This window comes from Ichthyobacterium seriolicida, from assembly GCF_002369955.1.
Classification (GTDB): domain Bacteria; phylum Bacteroidota; class Bacteroidia; order Flavobacteriales; family Ichthyobacteriaceae; genus Ichthyobacterium; species Ichthyobacterium seriolicida.
Window position 1 is genome coordinate 1,701,500 of the sequence record NZ_AP014564.1, and the last position, 22,444, is coordinate 1,723,943.

17 protein-coding genes are annotated in these 22,444 nt (G+C 30.5%); 12 read left to right on the forward strand and 5 right to left on the reverse strand.

Annotation, left to right across the window (positions count from 1 at the left end):
* Positions 1–173: 173 nt before the first annotated feature.
* The 3 genes from JBKA6_RS06540 to JBKA6_RS06550 all read left to right on the forward strand — a co-directional run bounded on the left by JBKA6_RS06540 (position 174) and on the right by JBKA6_RS06550 (position 4,905).
* Positions 174–1,319 (forward strand): hypothetical protein, encoded by a 1,146-nt coding sequence (locus JBKA6_RS06540; protein WP_096687023.1) that lies wholly within the window; start codon positions 174–176, stop codon positions 1,317–1,319.
* Positions 1,320–1,821: 502 nt separating this feature from the next.
* Positions 1,822–2,877, forward strand: coding sequence for a hypothetical protein (locus JBKA6_RS06545; RefSeq protein ID WP_157776982.1), 1,056 nt, complete (start codon positions 1,822–1,824; stop codon positions 2,875–2,877).
* Positions 2,878–3,141: 264 nt separating this feature from the next.
* The gene (locus JBKA6_RS06550; protein WP_096687027.1) at positions 3,142–4,905 is read left to right on the forward strand and encodes an ABC transporter ATP-binding protein; all 1,764 of its coding nucleotides are present in this window, start codon (positions 3,142–3,144) and stop codon (positions 4,903–4,905) included.
* A 22-nt stretch (positions 4,906–4,927) separates the two neighbouring features.
* Here JBKA6_RS06550 and JBKA6_RS06555 read toward each other — a convergent pair whose 3' ends face one another.
* From JBKA6_RS06555 to JBKA6_RS06570, 4 genes are all read right to left on the reverse strand, one after another.
* Positions 4,928–6,283: a flippase gene (locus JBKA6_RS06555; protein WP_096687029.1), complete on the reverse strand. Its 1,356-nt coding sequence runs from the start codon at positions 6,281–6,283 to the stop codon at positions 4,928–4,930.
* Positions 6,265–7,314 carry a GDP-L-fucose synthase family protein gene (locus tag JBKA6_RS06560; RefSeq protein WP_096687031.1) on the reverse strand — a complete coding sequence of 350 codons (1,050 nt, stop codon included), beginning with the start codon at positions 7,312–7,314 and terminating at the stop codon, positions 6,265–6,267. The genes JBKA6_RS06555 and JBKA6_RS06560 overlap by 19 nt, the downstream gene beginning before the upstream one ends.
* Positions 7,315–7,324: 10 nt before the next feature.
* Positions 7,325–8,356 carry a GDP-mannose 4,6-dehydratase gene (gene gmd, locus JBKA6_RS06565; protein ID WP_096687404.1) on the reverse strand — a complete coding sequence of 344 codons (1,032 nt, stop codon included), beginning with the start codon at positions 8,354–8,356 and terminating at the stop codon, positions 7,325–7,327.
* A 119-nt stretch (positions 8,357–8,475) separates the two neighbouring features.
* Positions 8,476–8,898: a thiol-disulfide oxidoreductase DCC family protein gene (locus JBKA6_RS06570; RefSeq protein WP_096687033.1), complete on the reverse strand. Its 423-nt coding sequence runs from the start codon at positions 8,896–8,898 to the stop codon at positions 8,476–8,478.
* 242 nt (positions 8,899–9,140) lie between these two features.
* Here JBKA6_RS06570 and JBKA6_RS06575 point away from each other — a divergent pair, with 242 nt between their 5' ends.
* The 5 genes from JBKA6_RS06575 to JBKA6_RS06595 all read left to right on the forward strand — a co-directional run bounded on the left by JBKA6_RS06575 (position 9,141) and on the right by JBKA6_RS06595 (position 17,816).
* The gene (locus tag JBKA6_RS06575) at positions 9,141–10,589 is read left to right on the forward strand and encodes a hypothetical protein (RefSeq protein ID WP_157776983.1); all 1,449 of its coding nucleotides are present in this window, start codon (positions 9,141–9,143) and stop codon (positions 10,587–10,589) included.
* A gap of 239 nt (positions 10,590–10,828) precedes the next feature.
* Positions 10,829–13,867, forward strand: coding sequence for a tetratricopeptide repeat protein (locus tag JBKA6_RS06580; RefSeq protein ID WP_096687037.1), 3,039 nt, complete (start codon positions 10,829–10,831; stop codon positions 13,865–13,867).
* Positions 13,854–15,593 (forward strand): TonB-dependent receptor, encoded by a 1,740-nt coding sequence (locus JBKA6_RS06585; RefSeq protein WP_172843116.1) that lies wholly within the window; start codon positions 13,854–13,856, stop codon positions 15,591–15,593. Before JBKA6_RS06580 ends, JBKA6_RS06585 begins: the two co-directional genes overlap by 14 nt.
* A 35-nt stretch (positions 15,594–15,628) precedes the next feature.
* Entirely contained in the window at positions 15,629–16,918 is a 1,290-nt protein-coding gene (locus JBKA6_RS06590) for an MFS transporter (protein ID WP_096687041.1), read from the forward strand.
* Positions 16,919–17,018: 100 nt separating this feature from the next.
* Positions 17,019–17,816, forward strand: a complete 798-nt coding sequence (locus JBKA6_RS06595; protein WP_096687043.1) for a hypothetical protein — start codon at positions 17,019–17,021, stop codon at positions 17,814–17,816.
* Here the strand turns inward: JBKA6_RS06595 and JBKA6_RS06600 are convergent.
* Positions 17,813–18,370, reverse strand: coding sequence for a 5-formyltetrahydrofolate cyclo-ligase (locus JBKA6_RS06600; RefSeq protein ID WP_096687045.1), 558 nt, complete (start codon positions 18,368–18,370; stop codon positions 17,813–17,815). The two genes, JBKA6_RS06595 and JBKA6_RS06600, sit on opposite strands and share 4 nt — an antisense overlap.
* Positions 18,371–18,494: 124 nt before the next feature.
* On the opposite strand from JBKA6_RS06600, the gene JBKA6_RS06605 reads away from it, so the two are divergent.
* The 4 genes from JBKA6_RS06605 to gldD all read left to right on the forward strand — a co-directional run bounded on the left by JBKA6_RS06605 (position 18,495) and on the right by gldD (position 22,435).
* Complete coding sequence (locus tag JBKA6_RS06605) at positions 18,495–19,499, forward strand: lysylphosphatidylglycerol synthase transmembrane domain-containing protein (RefSeq protein ID WP_096687047.1); 1,005 nt, start codon at positions 18,495–18,497, stop codon at positions 19,497–19,499.
* A gap of 4 nt (positions 19,500–19,503) precedes the next feature.
* Positions 19,504–20,469 (forward strand): DUF4837 family protein, encoded by a 966-nt coding sequence (locus JBKA6_RS06610; RefSeq protein WP_157776984.1) that lies wholly within the window; start codon positions 19,504–19,506, stop codon positions 20,467–20,469.
* A gap of 122 nt (positions 20,470–20,591) precedes the next feature.
* Positions 20,592–21,878 carry a gliding motility-associated protein GldE gene (gldE, locus tag JBKA6_RS06615; protein WP_231952048.1) on the forward strand — a complete coding sequence of 429 codons (1,287 nt, stop codon included), beginning with the start codon at positions 20,592–20,594 and terminating at the stop codon, positions 21,876–21,878.
* On the forward strand, positions 21,875–22,435 hold the full coding sequence (gldD, locus tag JBKA6_RS06620; RefSeq protein ID WP_096687051.1) for a gliding motility lipoprotein GldD: 561 nt from the start codon (positions 21,875–21,877) through the stop codon (positions 22,433–22,435). Before gldE ends, gldD begins: the two co-directional genes overlap by 4 nt.
* Positions 22,436–22,444: the final 9 nt, after the last annotated feature.

Genomic DNA, 22,444 nt, shown 5'->3' on the forward strand with positions numbered 1-22,444 from the left:
GAGTTAGGTGGATATTTCCTTAGAAATACTCGATAAAAACGATATTTTTAACCTGAAAAATTCATATGACTATAAATAATCCGGGTTAAGTTTGTATGTTTGTGTTCTTTAGGGTTTTCTGAAAAAGGAAAAATAAATATTATTACAATAACATTAACAAAAGAAATATGAATATGAACTTAATTTTTAACAGATTCCTTTTAGGAGTGTTTTTTATCGCCGCATTGTATTCTTGCAACAAAAAACCGAAAATAATAGACAATCGTAATAACGACAACTCTGTTACTAGTTTCAAATTAGAGGTGTCTCAAAACATTGGAAAAATAGGCAGATCTGATATAGAAGCGCAAATAGTAAACTCCCTGGGATCATCGATTTATCTAATCTTATTACCTAGTGGCGCTGTTCTACCATCTGATTTTATGGATAATGCCATTAAAGCTAGTTCTGCTGCTGCTGTTTCTAATCCACCTACCCTTCCTAGTATTCCTTCTATAACTAAAGAAAAAGTACTTGAGATTCTAGCCACTAAGACTTTTACTCCTACAATTGTTACTTCATCACCTAAATCTAAGATATCTCCTGATGCTGAAGAACCTCAAGCTCTATCTAAAATTGTTTTAGCAAAAGGGGAAGGTAATTTTCCTGATTTTGAACAATCTGGTGTAGAATATACAGTTACAGCTGAAAGCGAAGATATTAATATGTTTAGAGTTATTGCTCTACCTGCTTTTAATATTGTTAAGCCTTTTGAAACTAAAATCTCTGCTTCTGCTAATAGTAACGTTATTGAAAATACTGTCCCTGGTGGTATCCCTGGTGGTATCCCTGGTGGCATCCCTGGTGGCATCCCTGGTGGCATCCCTGGTGGTATCCCTGGTGGTATCCCTGGTGGTATCCCTGGTGGTATCCCTGGTGTTGTCCCTGGTGCTGTCCCTGGTGCTGTCCCTAATAATCCTGCTACTCCGAATATAGATGTTTTTTCAACAAGTGTTGATAATCTTGAAGAGATTATACAATTCGGCTCTTTGACTAATGCAAGTCTGAAAACTGATGTTGGCGAATCTGTGACTTTAAACGGTATAAGTATAGCTACTATAAGTCCTATATTTTTCCCAATATCTACTATAAGTCCTATATCTTTCCTAGGTGTAACAATTACTGATTTCCCGACTAGTGCTACTTTCACAAAGAAAGGAAGTAGTGGAGATGAAGCTCGCACTTATGAGGCAGATCTTCCAATTACTTATACTATAAGTTCAAAAAAGTTCACAAGAACGTATAAAGCAATTATATATAAAAAAAAGCTAATTAAATAGTTTAGCTATTTTATATTCCTGATTATTGGGCATTCTTTTATTTAAAGAATCTTTTAATCTAAAACAAGAAGCTATCTCAAACCCGAGGTAGCTTTTTTTTGTTTAAAAGTGTAGTTTTTTACCTGTTAGTTTATTTCACTAACTGATTGATAATCAAATAGCATGAATACAAATTTCAGGAACTACAACCAACGACAAAATTGGTTTTTCCACATAGTATCGAAGAATTGATTCTTACAGATCATCCTGTGCGAGTTGTCAATCATGTGATTGAACAACTAAACCTCAATTTATTGATTTCTTCAGTACAGTAAAGAAGGTAAACCAAGCTACCACCCTAAGATGATGCTCAAAGTGATGGTATGCCTACATAGATAACACCTATTCTTCAAGAAAGATTAAAAATCTACATACGTAGTGTTTAAGTTTGTATCTTTGAATTCCTCAGAAAACCCTGAGGAAGGAATAATAAATATATTACAATATCATTAACAAAATAAATATGAACTTAAATTTTAACAGATTCATTTTAGGAATGTTTTTTATCGCTGCAGTGTATTCTTGCAACAAGAAACCTAAAAAAATTGACAAACGTAACAAAGACAACTCTATTACTAGTTTCAAATTAGAGGTATCTCAAAACATTGGAAAAATAGGCAGATCTGATGTAGAAGCGCAGATAGTAAACTCCCCTATGGGATCATCGATTTATCTAATCTTATTACCTAGTGGCGCTGCTCTACCATCTGATTTTATGGCTAATGCCACTAAGGCTAATTCTGCTGCTGCTGCTGTTACTGTTACCCCTACACCTACTACTACACCTGTACCTACCCTTCCTACTATTCCTACTATAAGTAAAGAAAAAGTACTTGAGACTCTAGCTACTAAGACTTTTACTCCTACAATTGTTATTTCACCTAAATCTAAGATAGCTCCTAATACTGGAGTGCCTCAAGCTCTATCTAAAATTGTTTTAGTAAAAGGGGAAAATAATTTTCCTAATCTTGAACAATCTGGTGTAGAATACACAGTTACAGCTGAAAGCGAAGATATTGATACGTTTAGAGTTATTGCTCTACCTGCTTTTAATATTGTTAAGCCTTTTGAAACTAAAATTTCTGTTTCTGCTAACAGTACTACTATTGATAACACTACTCCAAGTATTCCTTCAACTACTTCTTCAAGTAGTTCTTCAAGCACTCTTACAAGTACTCCTCAAAGTCTTCCTACAACTACTATTGTAAATGGACATGTTATTTCAAAAGAAGTAGATAATCTTAGCGAAACTATAAAGTTTGGTTCTTTGGAAGAAGCTGTTTTAAAAAATAGTGTTGGCCAATCTGTGACTTTAAATGGTATAAGTATAGCTACTATGAGTACTATATCTTTTCCAGGTGTAACAATTAGTAAATTTCCAACTAGTGCTACTTTCAAAAAGAAAGGAAGTAGTGGAGATGAAGTTCGCACTTATGAGGCAGATCTTCGAATTACTTATACTATAAGTTCAAAAAAGTTCACAAGAACTTATAAAGCAATTATATATAAAAAAAACTAATTAAATAGTTGAATTATTTTATATTCCTAATTATTTGTCATTCTTTTATTTAAAAAATCTTTTAATCTAAAAACAAGAGCTGTCTCGGTTTTGAGACAGCTTTTTTTGTTATACCATTTTAATAGAATATTTTTTAATAAGTGCTTAGAAAAATATTACTCCAATAATCAATTAGAAAATAATATTAATCTAATTCAAGGTTTGAAAGAAAAAAAACTCATGTAAATAATATTTATTTTAGCCGTGGCTTTTTTGTAAACAAACATGAAGAAAAAAAGAAATATAAAGACCTTATTTAAGCTTATAAAATTTGCAAAAAAGTATAAGAAATATTATTACTCAGCTATCTTTATAGCTATTTTACTCTCCATTGTTGGAACTATAAGACCTGTTCTAATAAAGATCTCAGTAGACAATTATATAGTACCCAAACAATTTGAAGGATTTGTATTTTTTATTTGCATCATATTATTCGTTTTACTCATAGAGGTAATATTTCAGTTTTGTTTTGTCTATTTAGCTGGTTGGCTAGCTAATACCATAGTTAAAGATTTAAGGGATATGGTTTTTAAACACATCCTTTATATGAGAGTGGTTTATTTCAATAAGACGAAAATAGGCACTTTAATAACAAGAGTCGTATCAGATATAAATACTATTGCCAATATCTTTGAACAAGGCTTGTTGTTGATATTTGGAGATGTCTTTAAATTATCAGTGATAACCATAATAATGTTATACGTAAACTACAAATTAGCATTATTAGTTTTTATGGTTTTCCCCATAATGTTGTGGGCTACTAAAATTTTTCAATCTTCTATAAAAACTGCGTTTAACGATGTTAGAGATGAGCTGACAAAACTCAATATATTCATACAAGAACGAATAGTAGGCATGAAGATAGTTCAACTGTTTAATAGGGAAAATTACGAGTATGAAAAATTTAAAGAGATAAATAATAACTATAAACAAGCCAACATAAGGACAATATTATATTTCTCTATATTTTTCCCCGTGGTCGAGATTCTGTCCTCTTTAGCTCTTTTATTAGTAGTTTGGTACGGAGGTTATCAAATTGTCTTTTATGAAGATATGACCTTGGGAGATATATTTGCCTTTATAGTACTCATAAATATGTTATTTAGACCATTGCGTCAGATGGCAGATAAATTCAATACACTTCAAATGGGCATTATAGCAGCCGAAAGAGTATTTGTCTTATTAAATAACGATGATAGAGAAATTACAGATAAAGATTCTATCTCTTTAAAAAGAATAGATGGAAATATAATTTTTGATGATGTACACTTTTCATATTCAGACAATAACCCTGTATTAAAGGGAATTTCTTTTGGGGTTAAGGCCGGCCAAACAGTTGCTATAGTAGGAACTACTGGCGCTGGAAAATCTACTATTATCAATTTGGTAAATCGCTTTTACGATATATCTAGAGGAAGTATAACAATAGATGGAATCTCAATAAAGAAAATAAGAAATTTACGCAATCACATAGGTCTAGTTTCACAAGATGTATTTCTATTTTCAGAGAGTATTTTATACAATGTAACTCTAAATCAAAAGTCTATTAGTAGAGAATGTGTAATAGAAGGAGCTAAGGAAATAGGTATTCACGATTTTATAATGACCTTGCCAGGAAATTACGACTATAACATAAAAGAGAGAGGAGGTGTTTTATCTGTAGGCCAAAGGCAATTGATTTCTTTCTTAAGGGTATATGTGACTAATCCATCTATATTAATTTTAGATGAAGCTACTTCTTCTGTAGACAGTTATTCGGAGATGTTAATACAAAAAGCTATAAATAAAATAATAGAGGGGAGAACTTCTATAGTAATAGCTCATAGATTAGCCACAATACAAAAAGCAGATAAAATACTGGTAGTGGAAAAAGGAAAGTTAGTCGAGCAAGGGGATCATTCACAACTCTTAAAAATAGAAAACGGATACTACAAACGACTATATCAAACTCAGTTTAAAGACCGTGAAAGAGAAAAAACTAAATCTTAACACAAATCTTAAAAAAATAGTATTACCTAATAGACTGGATATACTTTTTAACATAGATAAATGTACTGTTGAACAACAGACTTTTAGATAATAGAAAAAAACTTTTCCTCGTATCCTTAAATAGTAATAACAATAAATAATTAGATGTGAAATAAGAAATCAATGTGCTCCAAGCAGCCCCTTCTATTCCAATTCTGGGTATCAATAAGTAATTCAAAATAATGTTGAAAATAGATGATATAATTATTTTAATCATATCTATAATTTGTAATCCCTCATTTACTATATATCCACTATTGGCTACGCCTAAAAATAAGAATACTATAGACCATATATATATATTTAAAGCCTCCGATGCTTGGCTGTATTGCATTCCAAACATAAATTCTATGATCCAACTGCTAATGAAAAACATGGGTATGATAATGATCAAAGATATCCAAATCATTAAATCATAGAATTTTTGCAATCTGCTATAATAGATTTTTTCTCCTAATTTTTTAGATTTTACAATAGCAGGAAAAACAGAATAAGATATGAATATAGGAATGAAGTTCCACGCTTCGGCAAACATCACTGATACAGAGTAATACCCAGCTTCACTGTTGCCTAACATTATCTTGATCATAACCTGATCTATCCTCATATATATTATAGTAGCTATGGAAGATATAATAAGAGGCCAACTCTCCTTGAGGAGATATATGGCTTGTTTAAAATTGAAAAACCACTTGAGAATAGATAGCTTACTATATCCATATATAAAAACTAAACCAAGTGCTAGTATGATATTTTCAAATACAAGAGCCCAAGCAAAGAATATAAGAGATACATTGCCAAGTATAAATAAAGTCTGTAAAATTAAAGTAGTCAATAAGCCCAGGAGATCTACACATACTACGAGTTTATCGCTAATCTTGCTCTGAAAATAAAATCTTATAACCCCAAAACTCTGAAAAATAGTAATTAAAGACATTACAAATACGAGTATGTTTTCATCGTATTTATCACCCTCCAAGGAATTAATTATAGAGTAGACTACAGTAATAACTAAAATAGCACAGGCTAACTTTAAAAAGAATGCAGTGCCTAATAAAACGTCTCTTTTATTTTTTTGTTTTACTAATTCTTTGACAACTATTCTGTCTAGCCCCAAGTATGTAAAGGAAGTTATAAAAGCTGTAAAACCACTGGCGTAACTCAACAAACCCATCTTTTCGGGACCTAAACTCCTCGCCAAAAAAATATTAAACACACCTATTGAAAATATACGCAATGCTTTTCCTAAAAGGAGCCAAGAGATATTTTTAAAATACTTTATAAAACTTATGTGAGATTTAAGCTCATCTATTTTTAGCCTTATCTGTCTAAATACCACTTGTACATCTCTTTTATTCCATCTTCCAAACTGGTTTTATATTTCCAGCCCCATTCATCTAATCTACTAGTATCTGTTAACTTCCTCAACGTGCCATCAGGTTTTTTATCATCAAAGACTACAGATCCCTCAAACCCCACAATTCTCTTTATAAGTACAGATAATTCATATATGCTTACCTCTTTACCAGTTCCTATATTTATATGAGTATTCTTTATTTGTTTATCCTCGGGGTCGAATAAATCTGAAAAATTTTTGTTTTCCATAATAAATATACAAGCATCAGCCATATCTTGAGAAGATAAAAAATCCCTTTTAGGTTTTCCCGTTCCCCATACTTGAACACTTTCTTTATTAATGCCAAATTTTGATAGATAATCTCTTATCTCCTTATTATTGAGCCCTGTTTTTATGTCATCTATTATTTCTTGATATTTATTCTCAGATAATAACTTTGCCAAGTGAAACTTACGCAATAGAGCAGATAATACATGTGAACCGTCTAAATCGAAATTATCATTTTTTCCATATAAATTAGTTGGCATAACGCAGATATAATTAGTATTATGCTGAATATTATAACTTTCACACATCTTAATACCTGCTATTTTTGCTATCGCATATGGTTCATTTGTATATTCCAGATCTGAAGTGAGTAAATAATTCTCTTTCATAGGTTGAGAAGACTCTTTAGGATATACACAAGTGCTTCCTAAAAACATTAGCTTTTTTACTTGGTTTAAATAACTATTATGAATGACATTAGTCTGTATCATAATATTATCGTAGATAAATGAGGCCCTCAATTTATTATTAGCCATAACTCCACCCACTTTGGCAGCTGTTAAAAAGACATAATCAGGTTTTTCTAAATGAAAAAAATCTTCAGTAGCTTTTTGATTTCTCAGATCTAATTCTTTGGATGTTCTAGTTAATATATTTTTATATCCGCGTGATTTCAATTTATCAACTATAGCAGAACCAGCTAATCCCCTATGGCCAGCTACGTATATTTTACTGTCTTTTTCCATAAAAAAACCTTTATTCTTTCGCACCGTAATCATCATTTTCTAAATCGTACTTAACCATGGAAGATACCAATTGTTCGAAGGATATTTTTCTCTTCCAGCCCAATTCTCTTTCAGCCTTTGAAGAATCCCCCAAAAGGATCTCTACTTCAGAGGGCCTGAAGTATTTCTCATCGACTAAAACTAATTCTCTTCCAGTCTTGATGTCTATCCCCTTTTCATCGACCCCCTCTCCTACCCACTCTATATCTATTCCAACTTCTTTAAAAGATAATTCTACAAACTCCCTGACAGAGTGAGTCTCTCCAGTGGCTATTACATAATCTCGAGGCTTATCTTGCTGCAACATCAACCACTGAGCGTATACGAAATCCTTAGCGTGCCCCCAATCCCTCTTAGCATCTAAATTACCCAATACCAAGGTGTCTTGTTGTCCCTTATATATTTTTGCTACCCCTCGAGTTATCTTTTTAGTCACAAAGGTCTCTCCCCTTCTAGGCGATTCGTGATTGAATAATATGCCATTGCAAGCAAACATATTATACGATTCTCTGTAGTTTACTGTTATCCAATACGAATACAATTTTGCTACCCCATATGGAGATTTAGGATAAAAGGGAGTCTTCTCATTTTGTGGTTCAGTCCCGGGTATGCCTCCAAACATTTCCGAAGTAGAGGCTTGATAAAACCTTGTCTTTATCTTAGAATCACGTATAGCATCTAGAAGCCTGAGGGTTCCTATAGAATCTACTTCAGCCGTGTACTCTGGCACCTCAAAAGATACTCCCACATGCGATTGAGCCCCTAAATTGTAAATCTCATCAGGTTGTATTTTGGCCAACAGCCTGTGTAGATTACTCGAGTCGGTCAAGTCTCCATGGTAAGTAAATAATCTGGGATGTGAAAATATGTGATCGATCCTATCAGTAGTAAAAACTGATGATCTCCTTAAAATAGCATGTACTTCATAACCTTTTTCTAATAATAATTCTGCTAAATAGGAACCGTCTTGTCCAGTAACTCCTGTTATAAAAGCCTTCTTCATAAATGGATTAAAAATATCTGCGCTAAGATAAATCTTTAGAGAATAATTTAAGGGCATGAAATACGATAACAATACAGAAATTGTATTGACCCATATAGAAGATTATTTAACCCTACTTTTTAAAGATAAACCTTAGATGGATCGAGATTTTTGGGGATTTTACAGCGACTATTTTTTAAACTTCTGTTTTTGGATATCAAATCGTAAAAATAATCTCTGATAAATTTGGGAAATACAGCTATTATCTTAGCTATAAGACCAAATATAAAACCGCAACTTCTGAGAATTTCAATCACAGCGTCTGACTTTTTTTTAAAATTGAGATTGTCATCGTAGATTAGATAAACGCTATCCATTTTAGAATTGGAGGAAATATTTAAATCATCACAAATATCAATGCCTTTTTTAGAATGACTAGATACGTATAAAAAATTACCTCTGGAATATCTCATTGGTATTTTGATAAAACTATTACATAATAAACAGGCTCCATCAAAAAGTATAATTATTTGCTGTGTTTTATTCAATGTTTGATCTGGCAATTAAATTCTCTAATCTGAAATCTATATATCGGCACAATATATTCTAAAGTCTCTTATTTAGAGAATTTATCAACTAAACAAAATATTTTAAAGAATCGTGAAATTAAAAAAAACTTCCCAGTTAAATAATTTTATACTACCTTAGTAGACTTTAAAGGGTTGGTTTCAACCTTTTTTATGTGTTTGTTGAAGCGTATTGCTTCTCTATTGTTTAATACTAATCATAAATAATAACTAAAAAAATGAAAACACTTAAACTAAAAAAGATACTATTATTTGCATCATTAATCATGTTCACATTCTCATGTGATAAGCATCACGGAGAAATTCCTGAAAGTAAAAATCCTAAAGAAATAATCAGTTTTAAATTAGAAGCATCTAAAAACGAAGGCAAAATAGGTAATAAGGATATAGAAGCTAAATTTTTAGAGTTTAAAGGGCAAAAAATCTATTTTCTAATATTGCCTAGCGGTGTAGATTCTAGTACCAAAGAGTTTACCCCTACAATTACCATATCAGACAATACTACTATAGAACCAAATACTGATGTAATTGCGAATTTAGGTGATATATCTATAACAGAACAAACTATAGATCCTTTAAACTCTGGTGTGGAATATTCTGTTACTTCTAAAGAAGATAATTCTGTTAGCAAATACAGGGTTGTTGCTATTAGAGCGCCGCAGGGCATAGAAAGTATTACCTTTAAGGATACTAATATAAAACTTGATGAAGATAATTCTACTGAAAATAGTAGAAACAAAAGGTCTACTGATCAAAAAACTGGAATTGATAACCTAAATGAGAAAATTTCACTCTCAGTATCAGGCCTTAGTGTAGCTACCGATGCAACAAGAACTACATTAGGCATGGAAATAAAATTAGGTTTAGTAGATGAGAATCTACCACCTCCTTCATTTATTTCTATCGACGGACAAAAGAAGTCTATTAGTATTTCTGCAAGTGTTGAAGAAACCTCTTTCATAAAAAAAGATACAGAAGATATATATGAAGCTGAAATACCTGTTTTAATTAAAATAGGAGATTTGGAATTTATAAAGAGTTATACGATTGTTATTCGCCCTAAAACAACTACTGCAGTAACGTCTACTCCTACAGGACAGACTGGAACTGATCAATCAGGACAGACTGGAACGTCTACTCCTACAGAACAGACTGGAACTGATCAATCAGGTCAATCAGGACAGACTACTCAGGGGCAAACACAACAGACTGATAATACTTCTACTACAGAAGTAACTACTCAATCAGGTCAATCAGGACAGACTGGAACGTCTACTCCTACAGTTCAGACTGATAATACTCAAACAGCGTCTACTTCTACAAGTACACAAGGAACTGATCAATCAGGTCAATCAGGACAGACTGGAACGTCTACTCCTACAGAACAGACTGGAACTGATCAATCAGGTCAATCAGGACAGACTGGAACTAGTCAAGCAACTCAGGAGCAAACACAACAGACTGATAATACTTCTACTACAGAAGCATCTGCGTCTACAAATACACAAGTAACTGATCAATCAGGTCAATCAGGACAGACTGGAACGTCTACTCCTACAGTTCAGACTGGAACTACTTCAAACACTCAAGTTCAGACTGATAATACTCAAACAGCGTCTACTTCTACAAGTACACAAGGAACTGATCAATCAGGTCAATCAGGATAGACTAGTAGTAGTAGTAGTCCTCAATCTACATCTACAAGTAGTTAAACGAGTCGGTTTTTTAATTTTTGGTATATAGCACTTCATTTTAGTGAAGCTGCCTCGGTTTTGAGGCAGCTTTTTTTTGTTTATTTTTTTTTCTCGGTTCAAGATAACTTAAGAGAGTTTTAAATTACCTTTGCCAGTTATCGAATCACTCACTGTTTAAGTGAAACAATAAATGCTTTAGATTGCAAATAACGATGTTTAAAAAAATTGTTGCGTGTTTATTATTTTGTTCCCAAATAGTATTAGCCCAAAAAACAGATATATACACAAATGATAAAACAAAATATGATATCGCTGTAGACTTATACAATCAAAGTAATTATTTACTATCTAAAAAAACATTCGAAAAAATCTTAACAGAACACACAAACTGGAATTCTCGCATTCATATCGACAGTAAGTATTACATAGCTCTTTGCGCCATAAAGAGATTTGATAATCAAGCAGAAAAACTACTCACAGATTTTATAACCGATTACCCAACCTATCACAGGAGAAATGAAATAATAAATACCTTGGCAAATCTTCTCTTTCAAAAAGGAAAACACAAAGAAGCATTGATATGGTATGAACAGATAAATCAAGAAATGCTAAGTGAAGAAAAACTCCAAGAATATTATTTTTCAACTGGATATGCCAATTTTAGTCTAAAAAATTACGAGAGTGCCAAAAATTATTTTTCTCAAATAGATAAAAACTCAGAGTACAAAGAAAAATCTAGTTACTACTACGCATATATCTCCCTAGAAGAAAACCAACACACTATTGCTCTCAAACGACTTAGTGAAATAAAAAAAGATGAAAAACTATTAAAAACAGCTATAAAACTGAAATTGAGAATATATTTTCAATTAGAGCGATACGAAGATGCTAAAAAAGAGGGAATTAAATTCTTAAATGTGCTAAATGATAAGAAAGATCAAAAAGATATACAGGAGACATACCAAATTTTAGGAAATAGCTTTTACAGCTTAAAAGAATACGATAAAGCCATAGAATACCTATCTCTATACAAGAAAAAATCTCTCCAAGACTTTTACTACTTAGGTTATTCTTATTATCAGAAAGAAGACTACAAAAACGCCATAGAGAGTTTTAACAAAATAGTAGCCCCTAAAAGCAAATTATCCCAAATAACATATTATCAATTAGGTTTATGTTATATAAAAGATAACAAGAAAAAAGAAGCCTTAAATGTCTTCAAGACCGTTTATGAAATGGATTATGATAAATCCATACAAAAAGAAGCTAATCTATACTATGTGAAGCTGAGTTACGAAATAGGAAATCCTCACCAAAGCATAGAACTAGTCATAAACTCTTATTTAAGTAAGTATCCAAATGACCCAGAGACAAATCAATTGATAAAGTTTTTAATAACTTATTATTTGGATTCTAACGACTATGATGAAGCTTTAAAGGTTTTAGAAAAATTTAAAGAAAATTCTTATTCAATGAAAATTGCCTATCAGAAAATAATTCTAAACAAGGCAAAACAACTTCTATTGGAGAATAAATATCAAGAGGCAGAAAAACATTTAAATGAATCTATGGAAAATATGTTCGATGCCAAAACTAGGTTAATAAGTACCTTTTGGTTGGGAGAAGCTCAATATCAGCAAAAGAAAGTAAAAGAGAGCATACAATCTTGGAACTCTTTCAAAGCGATGAATAACAATGAAAAATCTTATGAAAATGACCTTGTAGATTACAACTTAGGATATTCGTTTTTCACTATACAGAACTACGAAAATGCGATGGTTCACTTTAAAAAATTCATAGAAAACAATAAAATAAGCGAATATATAAATGACGCTATGACCAGATTAGCAGACAGTTATTTTGCCCTAAAAAAATATGATTCGGCGATAATTTGGTACAAAAAAATAGAAGAAAAAACTAATCTAGATATAGATTATGCCTCTTATAGAAAGACTATCTGTTATGGCTTAATAGGCCAACAGAAAAAATATATATCTGCTTTGGAATTATTTTTAGCAACCTATAAAAAATCAAAATATCTAAATGATGCCACCTATGATTTGGCAAATGCCTATTTAGAGGAAAACAATTATACCAAAGCCCTTTTTTATTTCGAAAAAATAATTGCTGACTCAAAAAACAGCAAATACCTCATAAAGGCTATGTTAAAAAAAGGATTGGTCTATTTCAACAAAGACCAATACGATAAAGCTCTAGAAACTTATAAAGACATAGTTCGAAAATATCCAGAACATTCGGAGAGTAAGTCAGCCATAAAAAATGCAAAAAAGATATATATGGCACAAGGCAATATTCAGACCTATATAGATTGGATAAACAAATTATCCTTTTCTGAAGAGACAGATGAAGAATTAGAAAAAAGCACTTATTTATCTGCCAATAATCAATTTTTAAAAGGAAATATAGACAAAGCTATAGATGGCTTGACTCTGTATTTAAATAGATTCCCAAAAGGAGAATACGAATCAGAAGTCATTTTTAAACTAGGCGAATCTCTACATAAAAAAGGAGATAAAAATAAAGCCATAGAATTCTACAATAGAATAATCAGCAATAGTAAAAACGATTATACAGAACAATCTTTAGTAAGGCTAGCCGAACACTATATAGAAAAAAACGATGACGATTCTCTGTTGAATGTATTAGTTCAATTAGAAAGAGATGGAGAATCTAAAAAGAATATAAACTACGCTCAGCTAGTTCTCATGAGAATATACCTCAAAAAACAAGAATTTAACAATTCGGTGGAATACGCAAAAAAAGTACAGGGACAATCTAAGTTAGATTCGAATACAAAGGCAGAAGCTACAATATTGATAGGTCGTCACTTTATGGATTCAAAGGAATATGATTTGGCTAAACAGGAATATGAGAAACTGTATAAAATGACAAATATAAAAGAAGAATATTTGGCTGAAATCCTATATCACAAATCCTATTTTCTGCACTTAGAAAGCAACTATGAGGACTCTAATGATATAATATTCCAAATAGCATCTAAATATTCTGGATATAAACACTTAGGAGCTAAGGCCCTGCTAATAATGGCAAAAAATTATTACGCTCTCAAAGATATATATCAAGCCACTTATACATGTGAAAGTATTTTGAAAAACTCTAAATTTGAAGATCTTGTAAAAGAAGCTAAAAATCTTCTGAAAGAGATAAAACTATCACAAAATAATAATCAAGAAAAAGAAAATAAGATAGAGCAAAATGAGGAGTTGTAATTTTCTTATGAGAGAAAAGGTATTTTTATTTCTGTGTCTTTACAATATTAGTTTTGTAACTCTCTCTCAAAATAAAGACAATCTAAAGGAAGAAATTATAGATGTGAGAAAAAAGTATATTCCCAATATTTCACATCCAGACAAAATAAAAATAAGTCCTCAGATAAAACACGAAAAACAAAAAAAACTCAAAGTAGATTATAATTTTCACGATTATAAAACCCCAGCTGAGATAATTTTTGAAAAGATAAAACCCGTGCGATATTCTTCATCTGTAGAAAAAATTAAGATTCCAGAGAATTATATAAAAGTAGGATACGGAAATTACTTTACTCCTTTATTCGATTTTTTTCTAAATAGAGAATTAAAAAAAGGCTTGGTGGCAGGGCATTTTAAATATTCCTCTTCTATGGAGGGAAATACAAAAAGAGCTTTACAAAATGACTTTTTAGAATCTAACCTAAAACTTTTATACGATCACAGATTCACTAATTACGTGTTGTTCAACACTTTAGATTTGGGTTATAAATCCTATAATTATTACGGATTAGACAATGAAAGTGAAAAGTTAAATTTCACAGATGAAACAGATGTAAAACAAAAATACTTTACTTTTTCGGCGAGCACTCAACTCGAAAATAATCAGAGTACATATCCATTTTTGGAAAATATAAAATTTAGTTCTAGCTATATAAAAATGCGAGAAAGAGATAGAGCTTATGAAGTTCAATTTAAATTGAATAATAAGCTGAATTTTGTTTTCTTGGATGAAGTCTTGAGCATTTGGATGAACGTTCATAATATTTCTACTTCCACAAGAGATTCCTCACTAGATTCAATGGATGAAAATCAAAATTCTAAACTGAAAAAATACGATTACCTAAATATTGATATTATGTCTAATTTCAAAATAAGACATGAAAAATTATCATTTGATATCGGTGTAAAAGCACATGCAGTAGTAGATTTCACAAATAATAAAAATATATATAAGGTTTACCCAATAGCTAGAGGGACATACAGTATTGTAAATAACATAATGATTGCATATGCAAATATTGGAGGGGGAATAAAATTAAACAGTATGAATCAGATAGTAAATGAAAACCCCTTTATAGAAAATAGTATAGATATAAAACCTACAGAAAATACCGTAGACGTAAGTTTGGGATTAAAAGGTTTTTTACTGCCTGATTTACACTACGACGCTAGAACGTCTTTTTCTAGAATTAAAAATTTTAAATTGTTAACAAAAACTCAAAGTAATGAGCCATTAACATCACCTTTGCACCAAAAAACTACTATGTTTAAACCAATATGGTTAACTAATACTATGAAATACAATATAAATCTATGTCTAGATTACAATTTCATGGAATATTTTGCATTGGGAAATAATTCTCAAATAAATTTGATAACAACAGAAGATAAATCTGAATTACACTACAATAAACTCATCAATAGATACATACCTATCCTAGGTAATAATTTTTACATAAAATTCAACTATAAATCTATACTAATTAGAACCGAATTATTCACAAGCGTTGGAAGAGACATATTAGATAACTACACTGATATCAATATAATTACTAGATACGACATTACAGATAAACTAAGTGTATTCTGTGATTTTTATAACGTTCTAAATAAACAGTATGACCTATGGGAAGACTATAAATCTTATGGTTTTCAAGTTTTAGGTGGATTGAAATATAAATTTTAATTTTTTTTTGACAAAAACAAACTCCATTATATCATATGAATTACAACAAAAGATCCATAAAGGGATGGATATTTTACGACTGTGCTAACTCTGTGTACTCTTTGGTAATAGCAACTACGATATTTCCAATATATTACAATGATTATATCACAAAAGATATAGAATCAATATACTTTTTGGGGTTTAACTTTATGCCTAAAACTCTTTATATATACTCATTATCGCTATCTTTTCTCATAGTGGTAATAATATCTCCAATATTATCTGGCATAGCAGATTATATAGGAAATAAAAAAATATTTATGAAATTTTTCTGTTACCTAGGAGCCATTTCTTGTTCGTCTATGTATTTCTTAGATAATAACACTATATGGCCTAGTATTATTTTGAGTATGCTTGCTAATATAGGTTTTTGGGGAAGCATAGTCTTTTACAATGCCTTTTTATCTGAATTAGTCCCTATGAGATATAGAGACATAGTAAGTGCTAAAGGATATTCTATGGGATATCTAGGATCATCTATGTTGCTTATGTTCAACCTAGCCATGATAATGAAACCTGAATGGTTCGGCATTAAAAACGCAACTACTGCAACTCAAATTTCCTTTTTGACAGTAGGGATATGGTGGATAGGACTTGCTCAATTTTCATTTATGAGTATAACTGAAAAGAAAATAAAGAGAAAACAAAATCATAATTTTCTATTTACAAACGGTTATAGAGAACTGATAAAAATATATAAAGAGATTAAAAAATACGATACCTTAAAAAGATATTTATTAGCTTTTTTGTTTTTTAACACTAGTGTACAGACTGTTATTCTATTGGCGAGTCTTTACGGCAGCGATGAATTAGGACTAGACACAGCAAACTTAATAGGTATAATTTTATTGATACAGTTTATAGCTATGGCAGGATCATATGTTTTTGCTATAGTATCCAGAAAAATAGGAAATATCAAAACCTTACAGCTCTTAATAGTAATTTGGACTGTAGTATGTGTAAGTGTATCAGTACTAGATAAAAATCATCCTGATATAACATTACATTTCTTTGCAATAGCATCTTGTATAGGCTTGGCCATGGGAGGAATACAGTCTCTATCTCGTTCCACATATTCAAAACTAGTGCCTATAAATACAAAAGATAATGCTGTTTATTTTAGTTTTTATGATGTTACCGAAAAAATATCTATTATAATTGGAACCTTCAGCTACGGATTTATACTGAGTATTACACAATCTATGAGATTATCAGCTGTCATTTTATGTGTATTCTTTGTAATAGGATTCATCATAAACTTGAGGATAAAAGAAAAATTATAAATAAAAAAATAAACATAATTTAGCACACTTGAATGCATTTCATTTTTTTAGAGAAAAATTACAGTAGATAATTTTTATAATTAAACACCCAGCTTAAAATATGGAAAGGGAGAATTTAGAAAATAGAAGAAGTAGAATAGAGAGATTAAATCAAAATAGAAGTAGTATACTAGAAAGGTTAAATGCTAATAGGGATAGGGATAGGGATAGAAAGGCTAACTTAGGCACTGATCCTTCCAGTGCAAATACAAAACCTGCTAATGAATCTATAACTAAAGATAAAGCAGCAGAGATAAAAGAAGATAAAATAAGAGAAAAAGTTGAACAAAAAATTGAATCCTTAAATCAAGAAGAAATAGATCTATCAAAAAAAGTGAAAAAACAAAGAAATAAATTAATCTTATCTAGAATAACCAACATTATATTCATAATACTATTTTCTGGAATAGGATATTTGGTGTTTATAGAAAAGTTGGTTCTTAATACGGGGGAAAATAATCCTCTTACACAAAAGTTAGATTCATTAACACTTTCCAATACTGAATTACTTAATAATTATAACGAATTATTAAAGGAAAAAGAACAAATAGATAGTATTAGAAAAATGCAATATGATTTTTCTAAGATGGATCTCATATACAGTCTTCAAATAGCTAGTTATAAAAAAAATGAATTAAAATTCATATCTGATTCCTATGTCAATATGTTGACTTACGGTGATGATAATATCATTAAATACTCTTTGGGGATATTTAAAACTTATGATGAAATGCTCAACTTTATGAGGCAATTACAAACAGGTGGAATAGACTGCTTCCCAGTGGCCAAGAGTAAAGGCAAAGACATAACTATAGAAGAGGCAAAACAGATTGAAAATAGTATAGCAGAAAAAAATTAGAATTTGTAAATCTCATACGGAGTAACACAATAATCTAAAGACACATCATGATTATCACATGACAATTTTTCTACAGGAGGGAAAAATGATAATCCTATTTTTATCACATCCTCTCTGCATTTTATTAAAAATCTGTCGTAGAACCCCTTTCCATAACCGACTCTATTACCGTACTTATCAAAAGATAACAGAGGAACAAATACCACATCTATATCTTTTTCGGATATTGATACTGCATTTGTAGGCTCGGGTATTCCGTAGGAATTATTTTCAATTTTAGTACTCGACTCAAGTATATAATTACTAAGAGAGGAGTCTTTAAGATTAATCTTAGGAACGACTATTGTCTTATCTCTTAATCTCTGTATAATTTCATCTGTCAACACTTCTCTTTTAGACAAAATGGACAAAAAAATATGAAAAACCTCCTTAGAATGTACAGGCAAATCAAATACTTTATCGCTGATACATCGACTTAAATTTATCAATTCTAAAGTAGATAGACCTTTGCGTTTTTCTTTGAAAATATTTCTTATATCTGACTTACTATACATCGATGCAAAACTAATGATTAAACCTTTTAAAAATATAGAACCAATCCCATTAAAATGGGATACTCAGATGTAAGATCTTAAAGAATTAAACATTAATTTTGAAGTTGTAAAAACTTATGAGTAAATGACAATTCTCAATGGAGATAAAAGTACAATAGATATAATAAAGTATTTATTATCTATATCTATAGGCTTTTTCATGTTTTATTTGGTGTTCTCAGATGTGAATTTTTCAGATATGATCTCTGAACTCAAAAAGGCCAATTTGTTAATTGTATTATCATCTTTTATAATGGGTTATTTAGCCTATATAAGTAGGGCTAAGCGCTGGTGTTATCTATCAAAACATATGGGATATGACATTTCACTCATGACAAGCACCAATGCTATATCTATTACTTATATCACAAACTTAATCCTGCCAAGAGCAGGTGAAATATTCAGATGTACATATATAAATTATACCGATGGCGTCCCAGTAAATAAAACCCTAGGAACAATATTTTTAGAACGAACCATAGATTTGATAATGATAGTAATCCTAGCGGTTATATCATTGATATTTAAATATGATCTGATATATCACTTTATTTCCAAAACTGAATTTAATCCTGAAAAGTATTACTACATAATCCCCTACTCTATCGTTATAATTACTGTAATATCATCTGTATTATTCTCTTTTAGAAAATTGATATTACAAACATCTTTTTTCCTAAAAATAAAAACGTTTATCTCTGGAATAAAAGAAGGCTTTAATGTTATTCTACACTTAGACCAAAAATGGTCATTTGTATTTCATACCGTTTTCATATGGTTGATGTATTATTTAATGACCTTTTTGATGTTTTTTTCTATTCCTAGCACATCTCACCTAGGTATGGGAGATGGTCTATTTATATTATTAGTGGGATCATTGGGAATGATAATTCCAGTTCCAGGAGGCATAGGATCATTTCATTATATAGTTACCATAGCCTTATATTCATTAAAAATAGAATATAACACTGGCCTATTATTTGCAACTATAACACACTCTACACATACTCTGTTAGCAATAATATCTGGAACTTTTGCAATAATTACATTGCTTGTTTCAAAGAAAAAACAAAGTGACTCTACTATATAACATGATGAAATACTTTATAATATTAACTCTACTGAGTTTAATTAGTTGTTTTGATGATAATTCTAAAAAAGATATATTCCTACCTGAATCGGTAGGCTCTACTGGAGAATTAGTCATAGTGATAGACGATGATCTGTGGAATTTTTCCATTGGAAAAACACTGAGAAAAATATTAGCAAAAAATAAAAAGGGATTACCTCAAAATGAGCCTATATTTAGAATATTAAAAACATCTGAAAATAATGATATATTCAGTAAACACAAAAACATTTTATTTGTAGGTAATACATCTAATGAAAAAGTCGTTTATGAAAAACATATAGACTTATATGCCAAACCTCAAATTGTTCAAAAATTAAATGGAAATGATATAGAGAGTTTAATGGAACTAATAGAAAAAAACGCAGAGAATATTGTATATAATTACATGGATCACGACATAAAATATCTACAAAAAAATATCGACGAGTCTAAACTATATCTAGTTCCTGAACTAAATAGAAAAAATATAGATATCAAAATCCCTAATTCTTATTTTAGAGCAGATAGCACAGATAATTTTTTTTGGTATAGAAAAGAGACAAGAAAATCTACTTTTAGTATCATGTTGTATATAATCCCTATAACCGACAAAGTTAATTTTCAATATGTGAACCCTGTATATCTAAGAGATAGCGTCACAAAAAAAAATGTGAAGAGTGATATAGTTGGAGCCTATATGCAAATAGATAAAGCCTATATTCCCTACGTAGATACTGTAGATATAAACCACAAAACCGCTGTGGAGATGAGAGGAGTCTGGGAAATGAAACAAGATTTTATGGGAGGTCCATTTGTAAATTATCTCATAAAAGACATAAAAAATAACAGAGTGATATGTCTAGATGGATTTATATATTCTCCTTCTACTCCTAAAAAAAATATGATGTTAGAATTAGAAGCCATTCTAAAAACAGTAGAAATAAAATAACTTTGAACATGAAAAAAAACAATCTTGTGACCTTACACTTATTGCACAAATATGTTATACCATTTTTATAAATGGTAAGGGCTACAAAGCGTTTTTAAAAAACTAAAACAATTTTTTAAATTTTGGATTACACTAATTTATCTTTCATAACTGCAGATCAATTTTATATACTGCTATCATTTTTGATAACAATGATATTGTTGACTTGTTCTGCATTTATATCTGGAACAGAAGTAGCTTTTTTTTCATTATCTCGTAATGATTTAGAAGGAAATAAAGAGATGGAAACTGTAAAACAGTTATTAAAAAAACCAGAAGAATTACTATCTATAATATTAATTGCGAATAATTTTTTCAACATAGCTATTATAATGACATCTACATATATATGTCAAAAATTATTTAGCAATATAACCAATTCAGTTGCAGTATTTTTTATAGAGGTAATATCAGTAACATTTTTAATACTATTATTTGGAGAGGTAATTCCTAAAGTTTATGCTAACAAAAACGCTGTTAACTTTTCAATGTTCATGGCCAAATACGTCAAGGTTATGATAAAAATACTCTCTCCTATCAGTAAGGTACTACTAAAATCATCCGACCTAATAGAAAACAGAATTAAGATTAAAAATAAATCTGTTCATAACAGTGATTTTTCTAGAGCATTAGCACTCACATCCAAAGAGGAATCTTCCAAAGAAGAACAAAAAATTTTGAGAGATATAATTTCCTTTGGAGAGAAAGAGGCTAAACAAATTATGAAACATCGATTGGATATATTCGCCCTGTCCATAAAGATGAAATATTCAGAGATCACAGAGCTTCTATTAGATGAAGGGTACTCACGAATACCCGTATATGGCAACGATTTGGACGATATAAAGGGTGTGCTTTACGTAAAAGATCTATTGCCATACATAGATGAAAAGGAAGATTTTAAGTGGGATTTTTTAATTAGACCTGCATTTTTTACAACGAAAAATAAAAAGATATATCAATTATTATTAGACTTTAAAGAGAAAAAAAATCACTTGGCAATAGTAGTAGATGAATACGGCGGCACAAATGGAATAATAACTCTAGAGGATATCATAGAAGAAATAGTGGGCGATATAAGTGATGAATTTGACGATGATGAAATAAAATACTGTAAAATAGATAAGGACAACTATATCTTCGATGCCAAGACCTCTCTTATAGATTTTTATAAAATTTTAGGTATAGATAATAACTCTAAAATGGAAGAGTCAAAAGGAGATGCAAAAACATTAGGAGGTTTTATACTAGAAATATCTGGGAGCATCCCTGAAAAAAATCAAACAGTGAACTTCGAAAATTTCATATTTAAGATAGAAAATCTAGATGAGAAAAGGATAAAAAGCATAAAGGTCAGTATTATAACATGAAAAACTACATTATTGTTATCATATCAATATTTGCACTATTGTCTTGTGAAGAAGAATTTGTCACCCCTAAAAAAAGTGGATGGCCTAGACTTACATATGACAAAGCAACCTACAAAATGTATAGTAATCCTATTATTCCTTATTCCTTTAATTTATCTAACCAAAGTGTTTTAATTACAAAAGATAATAACTGTATAGATATTTACTATCCAAATATGGAAGCTACTATTTATATGACCTATAAAAGCTTAAAAAACAATACTGAAGTAGTGCTAAAGGAAATTGAAAAACTGACGTATCACCATATAGTAAAGGCATCAGGCATTAAGGACAATCCTTTTGAAGACAGAAAAAATAACAAATACGGCACACTCTATGAAGTAAGAGGAGAGGTAGCCTCTCCAATACAATTCTTGTTGACCGACAGCGTTTCGAATATATTGAATGGTTCTCTATATTTCTACAGTAAACCAAATGAAGATTCCATAGCCCCAGCAGTTGAGTACATAAAAAAAGATATAAAAGAAATAATGGAATCGCTCAAGTGGAAAAAATAAACAACACTA

Coding starts and splice junctions, on each gene's coding strand:
- gmd (WP_096687404.1), bottom strand. CDS start 8,356: ATGAAGAAGGCTTTTATAACAGGAGTTACTGGACAAGACGGTTCCTAT.
- JBKA6_RS06595 (WP_096687043.1), top strand. CDS start 17,019: ATGGAAAGGGAGAATTTAGAAAATAGAAGAAGTAGAATAGAGAGATTA.
- gldD (WP_096687051.1), top strand. CDS start 21,875: ATGAAAAACTACATTATTGTTATCATATCAATATTTGCACTATTGTCT.
- JBKA6_RS06540 (WP_096687023.1), top strand. CDS start 174: ATGAACTTAATTTTTAACAGATTCCTTTTAGGAGTGTTTTTTATCGCC.
- JBKA6_RS06545 (WP_157776982.1), top strand. CDS start 1,822: ATGAACTTAAATTTTAACAGATTCATTTTAGGAATGTTTTTTATCGCT.
- JBKA6_RS06605 (WP_096687047.1), top strand. CDS start 18,495: ATGACAATTCTCAATGGAGATAAAAGTACAATAGATATAATAAAGTAT.
- JBKA6_RS06560 (WP_096687031.1), bottom strand. CDS start 7,314: ATGGAAAAAGACAGTAAAATATACGTAGCTGGCCATAGGGGATTAGCT.
- JBKA6_RS06575 (WP_157776983.1), top strand. CDS start 9,141: ATGAAAACACTTAAACTAAAAAAGATACTATTATTTGCATCATTAATC.
- JBKA6_RS06610 (WP_157776984.1), top strand. CDS start 19,504: ATGAAATACTTTATAATATTAACTCTACTGAGTTTAATTAGTTGTTTT.
- JBKA6_RS06585 (WP_172843116.1), top strand. CDS start 13,854: ATGAGGAGTTGTAATTTTCTTATGAGAGAAAAGGTATTTTTATTTCTG.
- JBKA6_RS06600 (WP_096687045.1), bottom strand. CDS start 18,370: ATGTATAGTAAGTCAGATATAAGAAATATTTTCAAAGAAAAACGCAAA.
- JBKA6_RS06590 (WP_096687041.1), top strand. CDS start 15,629: ATGAATTACAACAAAAGATCCATAAAGGGATGGATATTTTACGACTGT.
- JBKA6_RS06580 (WP_096687037.1), top strand. CDS start 10,829: ATGTTTAAAAAAATTGTTGCGTGTTTATTATTTTGTTCCCAAATAGTA.
- JBKA6_RS06550 (WP_096687027.1), top strand. CDS start 3,142: ATGAAGAAAAAAAGAAATATAAAGACCTTATTTAAGCTTATAAAATTT.